Here is a 14,217-nt window from a genome sequence, read left to right as displayed (position 1 = left end):
GAGGTTTTTTCTTTTCTCATTGAGTTTTTCTATCTTTTTTTTCCTTATTATGAATCCCGCCAATAAATTTATTTATTTCATGTAAATATTTATACCTGCAAAGTTTATTTATGTTTATAATACCTATTCGTCTTAAAAATCCCTGGGAGAAAAAGTGTGCAGTGTGCATTGTGCAGGAATAAGGAATGCCTTGTAGGTAAAAACTGCTCTGTTATCAAATCGGGACTTGAGTATAGTGGCGAGGATCTTAAAGCGATCCGGATGTCCGCCTGGCTTGAGGCAGAACCTACAAAAAAGACAAAATTGGAAGAAATTGCAATTTACTCAAAGAGGCTTGGGTACAGGAAGATAGGAATCGCTTTCTGTATTGAGCATGAAAGGGAAGCAAGACGGGTCTATGATATTCTTTCAAGGTATTTTGAGGTGTTTTCAGTTTGCTGTAAGGTTTGCAGCCTTGAAAAAGAAAGCGTTGGCATCAAAAAAATCGATAATCTGGAATTTGAAGTTGCCTGCAATCCTATAGGCCAGGCCCTCCTCCTGAACGATGATTGCACTGACCTGAATCTCATGTTAGGGCTTAAAACAGGCTATGACATTCTCTTTGTAAAATACGCGGAAGCTCCTTCGATAACACTTCCTCTTCTGGAACTGCCCTATCTCGGGGATTCAGCAATTGATTTTATCGACTAAATTTTTAAAAAGAACTCTTTAATTTTTGTGATTTTAAGCTTCGGAGAAATGCATGTCCGAAAAATCCAAATGCAAATCTAAAACTGACTCTAAACCCTATTCCGAACTTCTGAGTATCAGGGCTCATCACCTCTGTTGTATCCAGGGATTCCAGGGGCATGGGTACAGCCCGGCTTTTGTTGCAAATATGCGGGCTGTGATTTCGGATCTTGAGGCCTTTCCTTCCAGATCTCTCAAGCTTGTAACTGTATGTGATGCAATCTGTGTTTCCTGCCCCAGCAAAAGGGAATGCGCCATCCAGGAATCTGCCCTCTCCCGCAGGATCAGGCAAATGGATCTCGTTGTCCTGGAGAAATTAAGGATAGATGACGGGACTATTGTAAAGGCAGACGAAGCCTTCAGGCTCATAAATTCAAAACTTAATAAAGCTTCAGATGTTGAAGAGGTATGTGGGACCTGTAAATGGAGGCCGAAGTGCCTCTGGTATGCACAGGCAGGTAAATAAAAAGGTCTGGTTAAGCCAGAAAATGTTGAATTCCTGGCTTAAAACGCTTTCTTAACCTTTTTGCCTTAAACCTCTGTTTTAAGCTTTCTGCCTTATTTTTTATCTCTTTCTGTTTTTGATTTCTTTCTACCTTATTTTTCCCATCTATTTACCTTAAACCGGCACTGATTTCATAGATTTTTGCAAGAAATTCAATGTTCTGGACTGCATTCTGTTCTATCCCCAGCTCATCCGGAGAAAAGCCGAGAGCAAGACCAAGGAGCTGTGAGTAATGGAGAACGGGGATAGAGTAGTCAGTGCCGAACTTCTCATTGACTGCAAGCTGTCCCTTGTCAAACTGAAGGTGGCAGAAAGGACATGCATTGACAATACAGTCAACTTTTGCATCCCGAATGCATGCAAGCTTATGTTCAAGCATTTCCAGGGATTCGGCAGCGTGCCCTGAACGGACTCCTCCTCCTGCTCCGCAGCACATCATTTTGTCGGTATAATCCACACTTTTTGCGCCTGTGGCTTCAACCAGCTCATCAAAGAATACCGGAGCTTCCGTTTCTCCAAGGTTTCTGTCCTTTGAGGGCTTGATCAGGTGGCATCCGTAATGGAGAGCTACTCTCAGGTCAAGAGGGATCGTGATGAAACTCCTGAGTTTTTCAGGTCCGAATTCCTTGTATAGAAACTCAATTATGTGCCTTACCTCTGCGGTTCCCTTAAACTCCATGCCTATTTCTTTGAGGCAGGTGTTTGTACAGGCTTTTATTTCAGGGTCTTTTTTAAGTTCCAGATTAGCGTCTGCCAGGGACCCGTAGCAGCCGTTGCAAACGGTCAGGACATCCCTCTCCATTTTTTCCGAGAGGACGATGTTTCGGCTGGCAAGGGCAAGCCAGGTTGCTTTATCAAAAGACTTGAAGACTCCCGGGGCAGGACAGCAGGAGGCTCCTGGCAAGTCGACTACATCAACTTCAAGTTTCTGCAGGCAGAGTTTTGTTGCTTTCTCAATTCCCGGGTAGCGGTTGGGTACGATACAGCCAAGAAATAGCGATAGTTTTTCCATTATTTTCTGCCTCCTTATTTTTCAGCCACCAGCTCGTCGAATTTGCAGGTTTTGAGAAGGGTTTTCAGCTCTGCAAGTGCTTCTGGATATTTCTGGACGGTTTCAGGTATGGGTTCCAGCCCAAGGTCTTCCCTTTTTTTCTTTGTTTCCTCATCGAGAGGGACTGCATGTCCGCACTCAAGCACCATTTCCGAAACACGACGGTGTTCGGGAAGCATGAAACCTTCCCTGACTGCTAGCCTCCTTAGCTCAAGAATGGCATCAGTAATTGGTATTCCGCGTGGGCAGCGCTCCTGGCATGTATAGCAGGTTGTACAGAGCCACAGGGCATCATCTGAAAGAACAGTAGCTCTGTTCTTGCGTGCATCTCGAATTATTCTTCGGGTATTGAGCCCGGTATGCCGTCCCGAAGGACAGCTTCCTGTGCATGTGCCACAATGCATGCAGGAAAGTACGTCCAATCCTGCAGCCTTTAACACTTTTAGTAGTTCTTCACTCATACAGGTTCACTGTCTGGTTTTGAGTCTGGTTTCGATATTGATCCTTCCTTTTTAGAAAAGCAAATATAACCGAAAGAAATAGATCTGAGTAAAACACTGAGAGCAGAGTAAAATACTGCACTCATGGAATTTCTGATTTTCTGGATGAATAAACCTGCCCTCGGATTATTTCAGGGGATTTTCAGCAAAGTATTTCTTTCCAGGTTATTTTTTAGTAGTTTGTTTTTCAGCAGGGTATTTTTTTCTGAGTATTTTTTGCAGATTTTTTTTTCCCACAGGTTCCTATCTCGCTGATTCCTTCAGGTAAATTCTCTACTATATATTCGTATTAATCTCATGATATTTAACATAAACTAAATCTATTCAGGGTTTTAAATACGAGGTCGAGAGATGAACCATAGGCACTGAATTCTTGTTGAAACTTTATTGGAAACAAAAATAGAGTATCTTTTTTCAGAGTGGTTCTAACCTTATTTTTTAATCTCGGTTTTCAGATCTGGCTTCACGTCCACGGGCAAAGGTCGTATCGTTTATACCCTGTAAAAGCTTTGATATTATTTAATATATCTATTATCATATAAAAACTAAGTTACCCGCAGTAAACCCCAATCTTTAAAAAACCAAGTTACCTGCAGTAAATCCTCCATCCTTAAAAAACCAAGTTATCTGCAGTAAATCCCCTATCCTCAAACAGGTTTTTATCCTTTCCGTGCAGCTTCCACCCTTATATATTCTTCCGGCTTTTTTTCGATTTTATTTCTCAGGAAAAGTTTATTCCAAGGTCTTTAAGCCCATTCAGTTTTGCGAGATTTATCAGTAGTGGTGTCAGGGATTCCATGGTGCTTGCCTGCTTAAGAGGGCCGCCGTCCAGGGGTCTGAGGCATCCCATATGCCGTGTAAGTTCCATTACAAGTTTCTTTGCTTCGGCCTCGTCACTGCATACAAGCGCATCATGTACGGCTTTGCATTTTACCACATCTTTAAGCTTTCCTGCAGGGATGTTGTGGAAAGCTGCAACAACTCTGGTGGATTCAGGGACATTTTTCTTGATTGCAAGGGCAGCTGAGCCTTCTTCCGGTGGCCTGTATGCCATAAGGCCTTCTTCTTTTACCATCGGAACCACAGGTGAAATAAGGATCTTATTTACAAGGGCCTCCTTTATCTCTTCCAGCAAAGGCAAAACGTGGTCAAAACGGATCGTAAGTATTATTACTTCAGCTGCCTGTGCTGCATCAAGGTTATCCATGCCGGTAATTATTATCTTTGATGTGTCAAACCCGCAATTTTCAAGCTCCGATAAAGCGTTTTTTGCAGCCCTGTCTGCAGTTTCCAGAGCCCTGGACCCGATAATTATCTCATTCTTCACACCTTCAGGCATAAGATTTTGGAGGGCAAGCCTCAGGACCATTCCTTCTCCTATATTGCCGGTTCCTCCAAGAACAGCTATTTTCAGCTTTTCAGAATTCAATTTCAACAAGACCTCCAGTTTGCTATGTCTTCCCATAACATATGTCCAGAAGTTAATATATCTTCTGTCTTCAATCATATTCTTATAATACTTAATGTTATAAATGAATTATTTTAGTAAGTATTTTCTGTTTTTATTAGATTATCTAAACTTTAGTTCCTTTGCATGTGCTGTTTATCTTTCTAATTGTTTCTGATGTTCTAAAATATGTGGATAGAAATATTTATAATGTATATCGATATATGGTAAAATAAATTCACTCTGTTTAGGTATTGCTGCAGGAATTACTTCACATATACCTGTATCCTGTTCACATCCTTGATTTACTATATATTCAACATCAGGAGGTAGTGTGTTTGGGGGGTTACACCATGAGAGTATTGTACCTGTTAATGTTAGTCGCAGTCTTTACAGGTACCTTTTCTTATTTCAATTTTATGTCATGTGGGGAAGTTGGGCATCTCGAAGCTGAACAGGATACTTCCAGGTTATTATCTCCCGCTTTATTATTTTCCGGAATGTTTTTATCAGATTCAGAGGTAGTGCGCTTCCTTCCATCTCTTTCAAAACAGTTGGAAGGAGAATCAGGCCGAATCTGCAAAGAAGATGCAGAAGAATATCTGATTGCTTATGTCCAGCTTTTTCCCGGTACAGATGTAGGAGTACTGGATTCCTGGGTCAGGGTTGAAGAATGGGATGAAGACTCCAGTATTGCTGCAGTCCGCGTTAATCTGGAATCATTTGAAGAACTATCCTCTCTTAAAGGAGTACATTCCGTCCAGCCGGTCATCTCTCCTGTTATAAGAAAGGTGGGGCGGGAAGAAAAAGTAATTTTTTCCTCTTTTTCAGAAGAATTCTGGAAACCGAAGGGTGTAACAGGAGCCGGAATTAAAATAGGGTTAATTTCCGATGGGGTGGAAGACATATCTGAAGCTATGGCATCAGGAGTTCTTCCCGAGGACGTACACGTCCTTTCTTCAGGTAAAGGAAGAGAAGGGACTGTAATGCTCGAAATAGTCTCTGAGACATCTCCTGGTGCAGAACTGTACTTCCATAGTGCAGGCAGCAACAAGCTTGAGTTTAACAAAGCTATTGATGCCCTCATTGCCGAAGGCTGCCAGATTATATGCGATGACGTGGGCTGGCCTGACGAGCCGTTCTTTGAAGATGGAATTGTAGCTTCCCATATTAAAGAAGTAATCGAAAGCCAGGATATTCTCTATGTGAGCGCAGCAGGTAATGATGCAGGTCGCCATTATCAGGGTATGTTTTTTGACAATGGGTCAGGCTGGCATGATTTCAGTTCCGGGGCAAGCACTTATCAAAATATTCGTATGGATGTCCCTTCAGGTGAGGAAGTGACTGTGGTTCTCCAGTGGAACGATCCATGGAGTTGTTCCGTAAACGACTATGACCTCTACCTCTATGACTGCTGCAGCGGAAAAGAAATTGGTTCAAGTGAAAAGGTTCAGAGTGGCGCAGAAACTCCTCTTGAATATCTCAAATACGTCAACAGGGAAGAAGCTGCAAAAACAGTGGGTATATCTGTCAAAAAACATTCCGGAGAAGATAGGGTACTGGAAGTTTATATTTACCCTAACTCCTCTGTAAAAGTTCATCCTGACAATCTGGTGGAGGAGGACTCGGTCTTCGGGCACCCTGCTGTTCCGGGTGTTATCTGTGTTGGGGCTGTTGATTCAAAAGGTCAGGAAAACCAGAGTATAGCTCCCTACTCTTCCCGCGGGCCTGTAAGCATCTATTATCCGGAACAAGAACTCAGGAACAAGACTGACCTCAGCGGGCCCGGCAGAGTGAGAGTTTCCGGCTCAACAGGAACTGGCAGTTTCTTTATGGGCACAAGCGCTTCTGCTCCCTCTGTTGCAGGGATAGGCGCTCTTATCTGGAGCATGTACCCCGAAAAAAATGGCAGTGAAATTCGCGGGATCCTGTGTTCCTCAGCCGAAGATCTCGGAGAACCGGGTTACGACACTATCTTCGGGTATGGTTCAGTTAACGACCGTACAGTCCACCTTCTTGAAAATATCTCTCCCGGCGACAGTTTGTTATTGGAAAAATCCGGAGTTTCGCCTGTGGAAACAGAAGGAATCTTTATACTGAAACTCTCCATGCCTCTTGAACAGATCTACTCTCTGGCAAATTTACCTGCCAGAGCAGTTGTAAAGGGGTCCAGTTGATTGGGGATTAAGCAGGAAAGGGACTGCAGATGAGATACAGGCTCTGAGATCATGGGTTCTGAAATTACATATGAGATTCTATGCTGTGAGATTTTCATCCAGGTTTAACTCAAATCCTCTCAGGTTCACCCAAATTTTTACTCAAGTAGTAAAATCCCGATACATGCGGTTTTTTCAGGCTTGCAGAACTCAAGTACAAGCCCTGCTCCTTCCATTGCCTTCTGGACATTTATTCCGACAGCTTCAGGCGCAAAACGCCTCATTTCCGGCTTTAAGCATTTCTCAAGGTTGCAGACCTCACATTCGTTGCAGGAGCCGGGTCTCAAGAGATGTGCAAAGGTAAAGCCTTCCCTGAAAGCTTCCTGTTCAAGCTCGAACATTTTATGAAAAGAATCCTTTCGAATCCCTGACCAGGCTTCCAGGACATCCTTAATTCCTGATGTATCACATTCGTCTACAAGAAGAAATGCACTGCTGTATTCCTCTATTACCTTTCTGAACTCATCAATTGATATTATATGAGGAGGGCAGCTCAACCTTTTCCCATATCCTTTGCATCCGTAAGCGCACTTAAGAGCAATCCTGTTTTCAACCGGAATGTCTCCTGCCTTCAGAAAATAAGCTTTTAACCCTATCTCTGATGCCTTTTTTACAAGGTCCTCGAATTTCCCAAGCATGATAACCCCTTTTCAAAAACCTTATTTTTTATTTCATTCCTGTTTGTTTCACTTTTTCTTTCCTTTTAATTTGTTTTTTTGCTAATTATTTTTTCCATCTTAATTAAATAGCTAATGGGTGCAAGTTCTCGAAATCCATAAAGATAAAAGTATCTAAGGATGAGAGTATCTCTATATTTTCTCTCATATGGGGGAAATTTGCCCACTTTTTCGGAATTGGTCAATAGCTCACGGATACGACCACAAAATAGGATATACGTTATACGGATATTTTTTTATCTTCTTATATTATTTCTATGAATAAATAGCAACAACTTTGTACATCTTTATACTTTTGTTCCTTAGTTTTTATTTGATTCTTCTGACGGGTTACACTTCTATAATTGTGAGTAGATAAAGCTAGTACAGGGATTCCCATGATTAAAAAAGTGCCTTTGACCGAATTGAAAAACCGTATGAACTGCTTTAGAAAACAGATGAATATCTCAAACCCCCAATGGGAGACTGTCGTAATCTTCAGTAAAATAAACATCTACTACTTTACCGGTACGATGCAGGACGGAATGTTGATTATTCCGAAGAACGGAGAAGCAACACTCTGGGTCCGCCGCAGTTATGAAAGGGCTTTAGACGAATCATTATTCCCGAATATAGAACCCATGAAAAGCTTCCGTGATGCTGCAGAGGATGCGAGCAAGCTGCCTGACACGGTGTATCTGGAAACCGAAGTAGTTCCTCTGGCTTTATACCAGAGATTTCAAAAGTATTTCCCATTTAAATATGTTAAATCCGTTGATTCCCAGATTGCAGCTGTGAGGGCGGTAAAAAGTGAATATGAGCTGTCTCTTACAAGAGAATCCGGCAGGATTCATCAGCATGTGCTCGAAGACCTTGTGCCTGAGATGCTGAGGGAAGGGATGAGTGAAGCTGACTTGTCAATCGACATTTATTCTGCTCTTATAGAAAAAGGACATCACGGAGTCTCCCGTTTTGGCATGTTCGATACGGAAATGATCCTTGGGAATGTCTGTTTCGGAGACAGTTCCATCTATCCATGTTACTTTAACGGGCCCGGGGGGAAGCGCGGATTGTGCCCTGCAGTCCCTCTGCTCGGGAGTCGGGACCGAAAATTAAGGAAAGGCGACCTGGTCTTTGTAGATGTCGGCTGCGGGGTTGACGGCTACCATACGGATAAAACCACCACATACATGTTCGGTTCTTCTCTTCCGCAATATGCCGTCGATCTCCACAATAAGTGTGTGGATATACAGAACGAGGCTGCAACGATGTTAAAACCCGGAATCGCCCCCTCAGAAATCTATACAACAATAATTAATGGACTCGATATCGAATTCTTGAAAAACTTCATGGGTTTTGGCAACCGTAAAGTGAAATTCCTCGGGCATGCCGTCGGCCTGTTGATCGATGAAACCCCCGTAATTGCCGCCGGGTTTGATGAACCCCTGCAGGAAGGAATGGTATTCGCCCTTGAACCTAAAAAAGGAATTGAAAATGTAGGTATGGTCGGAATCGAAAACACCTTTGTAGTAACTTCTGAAGGTGGAGAATGCATTACGGGGGATAATCCAGGCTTGATTCCTGTATATTGATTTGTGAAATTCAAGAATCCAGCTTGAATACTATAAAAAAATGGTCTGCAGGTCCTGAGGAATATCTCCCTTTACCTGGAAACCTTTTTTCAATTAAAATGGTAATAAATACCTCCCCCAGCTTGTTTGGCGGCCCTCACCAAAAATCAAACAAAATCTTAATAAGAATATTTACAGGTTGTATCTGTTTAGATTTTTGATTATATTCTTGCCTTTTTTTAGGGCCAAAGGAACACGAAGAAAAGCCAGCGAGGGTTCACTTCACCCCCAACCTGAAAGGTAGGAGTATTCATGACCCTCCGCACTCCCTACATAATAAACAAGAATAATCCATCGTAGCTTTTTAGTTTCATAGGAATAAAGCTTTTCAGGACAGTTTGGGCACCACGAACACACAGATTCCATAAAGCAGTAGTAAAAGCACAAACTGAACAAAGATCACATCCAGATAGTAAGATTTGGACCTGATCCCACTCATCTGAGATTCTCCTCCAACCGGAGTTTTAGGCTTATTTTTCTCCTGGACGCCTCCGATTTGGTTCTTTATTCCATCACTCACATGGTTATTTCTTTCGATACGAGTATTTATTCCATCTTCCAAATCAATTTCCCCCACCCTTCGATTTTATTCTTTATTTCCGAGATTTTTGTATTCTTTTCTATGTTTTTTGATAGCCTTGTCTTCGATCCACTTGCCTGAGATTTTATCCCTGATACTCTGATACCCTGATATTCTGTTTTCAGTCTTTTGTTTTCCACATATTATGGAATTCTACTTTTTTTACCTGCTTTTCCAGGATTTTAGTCCTGATTTTTTCGAGCCCATTCCAGTTGATTTTTCGTAGTCTCAGTCATATAGGGACTATTGTTGGCACTATGAATTTGTAAACAATGTACAGAATCACCACAAACATAACATGCATAAAAACCAAATCCACCAACCAAGGTTTGACCCTGAACTTTGCCAGATTATCCACCCCCCGATGGAGTTCACCCCTAATTCAGATTGTATTCTCTATGGCAGTCTTCTGATCCGAAAGGTACTAATCCTCAGATCGTAGGTACGATGAACACGCAAAGAGCATACAGGACCAGCAAAAGCGCGGATTGCGTGAAAATAATATCCAGATGATAAGCCTTTGATATTATCTTCTCCAAATAATTTCTCCTCCCCCCACAGGTTAATGATAAATTAATATAGATTTACCTTTAATATTTTGAGGTATTTCATTAAAATTATTTATCCAGTTTTTATATATTGAATCATATTCTGTTTTAATAATTTCTCTCTAGATAGTCCTTAATGTTCCTGGTATAATTGAAAGTTTGGAAAGAAAAACGTAGTCAACAAAACTACAAACTACATATAATAACATCCAGATCACATCTAGATAATCTCATATAAACTCAATTCTTCCCAAATAAATTTCTCTAATTCCCCCTAATAACTTAATCAATTCACATCGTATATTAATTTAACTATGTAAATAATTTATCAAAAATGTGATCTATATATTTATTTAATCTGTATTTATATTCAAGTATATATTTTGATTTTTTCAAACGATACCAGAAAAGTGAATTTGGCAAGACTATGTAAAATGTTCTAAAATGTTCAGCTATGTAAAATGTTCTAAAATGTTCAGCTATGTAAAATGTTCTAAAATGTTTAGCTATGTAAAATGTTCTAAAATGTTTAGCTATGTAAAATGTTCTAAAATGTCCAGAATCCTTATTGTATGCCTGGTTTGGGATGAAAAAATGAGAAATGAAAACGAAATTAATTCAAGAGAATTAAAAACTCACTTATTAAAACTTGAAAACATAAGGTTTTTGTATTGAGTATATATGTGGAGCTTCAACTCTCTTTACAAATCTGTAAACACCTTTGACTGTCCAAAGTCACTGTATAAATCGATAAATATTAAACATAAAACATAAGTGTATATTTATATTAGCTAACTCACTAACCGTTCTTCGGGTAATTTTAATGGTAGATGAACGTGGTTCAAAAACAGGGACTACTAAAATGATGAATAAAACTCCCTCAATTATAGGGTCAAATGAAGATTCAGTTCCAAAATCCAGTGATTGGTGTAAACTAAAAAATCACTGAATTTCGAAATTGGTTCTAATTCTTTGAACATGTAATCAGGATTGAAGTCTATAGATGTCCAATATTGTGTTTAGTTGAAGTCTGAATTCTTCCCGCAAATTCAGTGTTTCAATCTAAATATGCAAATATCACTGGATTTTGGACCAGGGCTCAAATGAATATGAAATTATATAATTATCTGGGAAGATCAACGTAAGCAGACCCTGTGCTTTTACGCTTGCCTGTCTTGCAAAATCAAAAGAAATCTCTTCCCAGAACATTGAAATGGTCTCGGGTCTGAGATAGTCGGAAGTCAGTGTTGCGATGCGGGATCTCCGTGAGAACAACTGGAATTGAGTTCTGTTTTATGGAAAGGGACCAAAATATGAGATTAAAGCTCATCATAAACGAATAAACAATACTATCAGAATCAAGTCAATCGCGGTATACAACTATATCTCAAACCGAAACCCAGGCACAAGGGGCGGAAATCAAAAATGAGTCCTCAACAAGCAAATTCTTCCATGAAAAAGAGAGTTACAGATTTAATTGTTATACTTTCTGATGGACTGTACGAACGAGAAGAGGTCGTTGCAGTTTCTCTTCTTTCAACTCTTTCCGGGCAGTCAATTTTTTTATATGGATTGCCAGGCACAGCGAAAAGTCTAATTGCCCGTCGTTTATCAAAGGTGTTTAAAGATTCAACTCATTTTGAGTATTTAATGCAAAGATTTAGCACTCCTGAAGATGTTTTTGGACCTGTGAGTATTCAAGAACTAAAAAAGGATAATTACATTCGCAAAACAGAAGGCTACTTACCTACTGCTGACTTTGCTTTTCTTGATGAAATATGGAAAAGCAGTCCAGCTATTCTAAACACTCTGTTGACTATTATAAATGAGCGAATTTATCGTAATGGCGGAAAAGACGAAAAAGTCCCATTAAAAGCATTGATTGCTGCAAGTAATGAAACTCCACCGCCCAATCAAGGATTAGAAGCTCTCTATGACCGTTTTGTAATGCGAATAATAGTAAATCCTATGAAAGAACGAGAGAATTTTGAAAAACTACTTGAAGGGGATGCTGCTTCTACTGATGTTGAAATCCCGGATGGACTACAGTTTTCTCACGAGGAGGTTGAGCAACTTTCCAGTGAAATCGCTAAAGTAACTATTTCCAAAGAAGTATTTACCATCATAAATTCAATCAGAGTTTCACTTGATGAATTTAATAAAGATAATCCCAAAATTGCAGTTTATGTCTCTGATCGTAGGTGGCAGAAAATTGCACTCATTTTGAAAACATCTGCATTTTTATGTGACCGCACTGATGTAATACCCGTTGATACCCTTATATTACGACATTGTTTGTGGACACTTGAACAAAATAGAGAGCAAATTAATGAAATTATTGAAAAATGTGTGAAACAGTTTGGCTGCGCTAATAATGAGAGGTTAAATAGCTGGGAATTGGATCATAAGGATCTTGAAAAAGGTATATCTGATACATTCTTTTACACGGAAAATATTTATGACACCGAAAAAAAAGAAAATGTGCTAAATTATGGTGGGAATTCCGGTTATGACAACGATTCATTTGTCAAATGGTTTGATTCAACTCCACCCATAAAATTTACTAAGGGAACTCAAAAGGCTGTGGACTCAAGGATTAAAGATACTTTTGTTAAAGCTTGTGAAGATTCTTTGAGTTCACTTACGGAAATTATTAATGACACACAATATAATGTCGCTATTCAAAAAAAATTGAATGAAACCCCATTTGTACCTTCTGAAAAAAGAGAATTAGTTCTTGATGCATTCAATTCTTTTCTTAAAGATTTAGAAAACCACAAATTGAATGCTGAGCATTTGTTGAAAAAGGTGCAATCTTATGAAATCTCCAACTCATGAAATTGCTAAAACAGAGGAATTAGTCAATACTTTTCTTTCTGAAGATTTCCCTGATCTAAATAGCGGAGAACTTGATAAACAATTGAGTAAAAAAGTTAGTAATTGGGAGGAATCAACTCTCAGTTTTTTAGAAAACACAAACCCTTTTGAAAAACATCGGTCTAAATTGGTCTCTGCAAAATGGGATTTTAGGGCGCATGGTGGCTCTGAAAAGTCAATTCTAAGCGATTTAGAGGAATATAAGTCACTCCAGCCATCCGCAAATGTTCTGTTTTGGAAAGAAAAAACACTTGCTGTGGAAAAAAAGGTAGAGGAAAATAAGAAAGAGACAATTATAGAAAGCCTTAATTCGATTCGCAGGAATGAGCAAGAAGCTTGGAGAAAAGAGTATGAAAAACAATTACTTGAATGGCAACTCAAGGAAATCCAAAATCGCCGGGAACAATTGTTAAAAGAGTTAAAAGAATGGCTTGACCCTTTACAGCAAATGAAAGAGGTATTTGATGAGTTGGGTATTGAGCCTGGACTTTTGTGGGATTCAAGTGTCGGCAAATTAAGTAAGCAAGACATATCTTTTCTTAAACAATGGGCAGAGTATCTGAAAAATAATGAAAGCGTTCGTAATTTATGTGAACTAATGGGAAGATTACATAAAGAACAACAATCTCATCACACAGAGGTTATCAATTCAACCGTTCAATACTCTGTTATAAAACCAGATATATATTCCAATGAAGAGATTATTGGTATTAAGCTTGGTAGAGATTTAGAAAATGTTATACCACAGGAATTGGCTCTATTAAGTGACTCTGATATTGCATTGCTTTTTGACTTGAAATATGTTGAAAATCGACTGATGTGTTTTTCTAAACAAGGCGACAAAATAGAAATCGTTGAAGAAAATATTCTGAAAACCGTAAGCATTGTTGATGATGAAAAAATGGGGCCGATAATTATTTGTGTTGATACAAGTACATCTATGTCAGGTGCTCCAGAGAATATAGCTAAAGCATTAACTCTTAGTTTGTCATCTCGAGCGGTTTCTCAAAAGAGAAAATGTTATTTGATAAATTTCAGTACTTCAATAAAGACCCTTGATCTTACCCCACCGAAAGGCATTCATGATTTGATAAACTTTCTTAAAATGAGTTTTCATGGGGGTACCAATGTTGCACCAGCTTTACACGAGGGGGTACGGATGATGTCGGAAGCTGATTACAAAAAAGCGGATTTACTGGTTATTTCAGATTTTGTTCTCTATGGTTTATCTTCTGATATTGTTTCCCGGTGCAAAAAGCAAAAACAAGAGGATAATCGCTTTTTTTCATTGTCTGTCGGTAGTTTTGGCACTCAGCGGGTTGATAAAGATGTTTTTGATCAGAATTGGACATATAACCCTCTAAGTGGTGACATTTCAGAAATCAACAATGTAGTTGAATGGGTTACCCGGAAATGATGGAACCGGAAAATATTAAAAGTTCATTCGAAAGGGAATTAATGACAACTTAAACATAAT

At 39.5% G+C, this 14,217-nt stretch carries 12 protein-coding genes; 7 read left to right on the top strand and 5 right to left on the bottom strand.

Translation table 11 applies throughout. The features are described from left to right. Positions 1 to 156 precede the first annotated feature (156 nt). Entirely contained in the window at positions 157 to 690 is a 534-nt protein-coding gene (locus MSWH1_RS15575; RefSeq protein ID WP_048129838.1) for a DUF1847 domain-containing protein, read from the top strand. A gap of 52 nt (positions 691 to 742) precedes the next feature. After that, entirely contained in the window at positions 743 to 1,195 is a 453-nt protein-coding gene (locus tag MSWH1_RS15570) for a DUF1284 domain-containing protein (protein WP_048129837.1), read from the top strand. A gap of 148 nt (positions 1,196 to 1,343) precedes the next feature. Here the strand turns inward: MSWH1_RS15570 and hdrB are convergent, their stop codons facing one another. The 3 genes from hdrB to npdG all read right to left on the bottom strand — a co-directional run bounded on the left by hdrB (position 1,344) and on the right by npdG (position 4,214). Continuing rightward, a complete protein-coding gene (gene hdrB / locus MSWH1_RS15565) occupies positions 1,344 to 2,246 on the bottom strand; it encodes a CoB--CoM heterodisulfide reductase subunit B (RefSeq protein ID WP_048129836.1) in 903 nt (300 codons plus the stop codon). A 14-nt stretch (positions 2,247 to 2,260) separates the two neighbouring features. Then, on the bottom strand, positions 2,261 to 2,746 hold the full coding sequence (gene hdrC / locus MSWH1_RS15560; RefSeq protein WP_048129835.1) for a CoB--CoM heterodisulfide reductase subunit C: 486 nt from the start codon (positions 2,744 to 2,746) through the stop codon (positions 2,261 to 2,263). A gap of 760 nt (positions 2,747 to 3,506) precedes the next feature. After that, a complete protein-coding gene (gene npdG, locus MSWH1_RS15555) occupies positions 3,507 to 4,214 on the bottom strand; it encodes an NADPH-dependent F420 reductase (RefSeq protein ID WP_052722804.1) in 708 nt (235 codons plus the stop codon). Between the two features lie 371 nt (positions 4,215 to 4,585). On the opposite strand from npdG, the gene MSWH1_RS15550 reads away from it, so the two are divergent. Then, on the top strand, positions 4,586 to 6,409 hold the full coding sequence (locus MSWH1_RS15550; protein WP_231591825.1) for a S8 family serine peptidase: 1,824 nt from the start codon (positions 4,586 to 4,588) through the stop codon (positions 6,407 to 6,409). 137 nt (positions 6,410 to 6,546) lie between these two features. Here MSWH1_RS15550 and MSWH1_RS15545 read toward each other — a convergent pair whose 3' ends face one another. Next, complete coding sequence (locus MSWH1_RS15545) at positions 6,547 to 7,086, bottom strand: DUF2284 domain-containing protein (RefSeq protein WP_048129832.1); 540 nt, start codon at positions 7,084 to 7,086, stop codon at positions 6,547 to 6,549. Between the two features lie 416 nt (positions 7,087 to 7,502). On the opposite strand from MSWH1_RS15545, the gene MSWH1_RS15540 reads away from it, so the two are divergent. Further along, positions 7,503 to 8,696: a Xaa-Pro peptidase family protein gene (locus MSWH1_RS15540; RefSeq protein WP_048129831.1), complete on the top strand. Its 1,194-nt coding sequence runs from the start codon at positions 7,503 to 7,505 to the stop codon at positions 8,694 to 8,696. Between the two features lie 367 nt (positions 8,697 to 9,063). On the opposite strand, the gene MSWH1_RS15535 is transcribed toward MSWH1_RS15540, so the two are convergent. Then, positions 9,064 to 9,297: a hypothetical protein gene (locus MSWH1_RS15535; RefSeq protein ID WP_048129830.1), complete on the bottom strand. Its 234-nt coding sequence runs from the start codon at positions 9,295 to 9,297 to the stop codon at positions 9,064 to 9,066. A gap of 1,389 nt (positions 9,298 to 10,686) precedes the next feature. On the opposite strand from MSWH1_RS15535, the gene MSWH1_RS20635 reads away from it, so the two are divergent. The 3 genes from MSWH1_RS20635 (at position 10,687) to MSWH1_RS15525 (ending at position 14,157) form a co-directional block, all read left to right on the top strand. Next, positions 10,687 to 10,812, top strand: coding sequence for a hypothetical protein (locus MSWH1_RS20635; protein WP_255350469.1), 126 nt, complete (start codon positions 10,687 to 10,689; stop codon positions 10,810 to 10,812). 476 nt (positions 10,813 to 11,288) lie between these two features. After that, on the top strand, positions 11,289 to 12,701 hold the full coding sequence (locus MSWH1_RS15530) for an AAA family ATPase (RefSeq protein WP_048129829.1): 1,413 nt from the start codon (positions 11,289 to 11,291) through the stop codon (positions 12,699 to 12,701). Then, positions 12,682 to 14,157, top strand: coding sequence for a VWA domain-containing protein (locus MSWH1_RS15525; RefSeq protein WP_048129828.1), 1,476 nt, complete (start codon positions 12,682 to 12,684; stop codon positions 14,155 to 14,157). Before MSWH1_RS15530 ends, MSWH1_RS15525 begins: the two co-directional genes overlap by 20 nt. The last annotated feature ends 60 nt before the right edge of the window (positions 14,158 to 14,217 follow it).

Source organism: Methanosarcina sp. WH1 (assembly GCF_000970005.1).
Lineage (GTDB): Archaea > Halobacteriota > Methanosarcinia > Methanosarcinales > Methanosarcinaceae > Methanosarcina.
The sequence above is the reverse complement of the archived record's forward strand: the minus strand, read 5'-3'. Positions and strand labels throughout refer to the sequence as shown.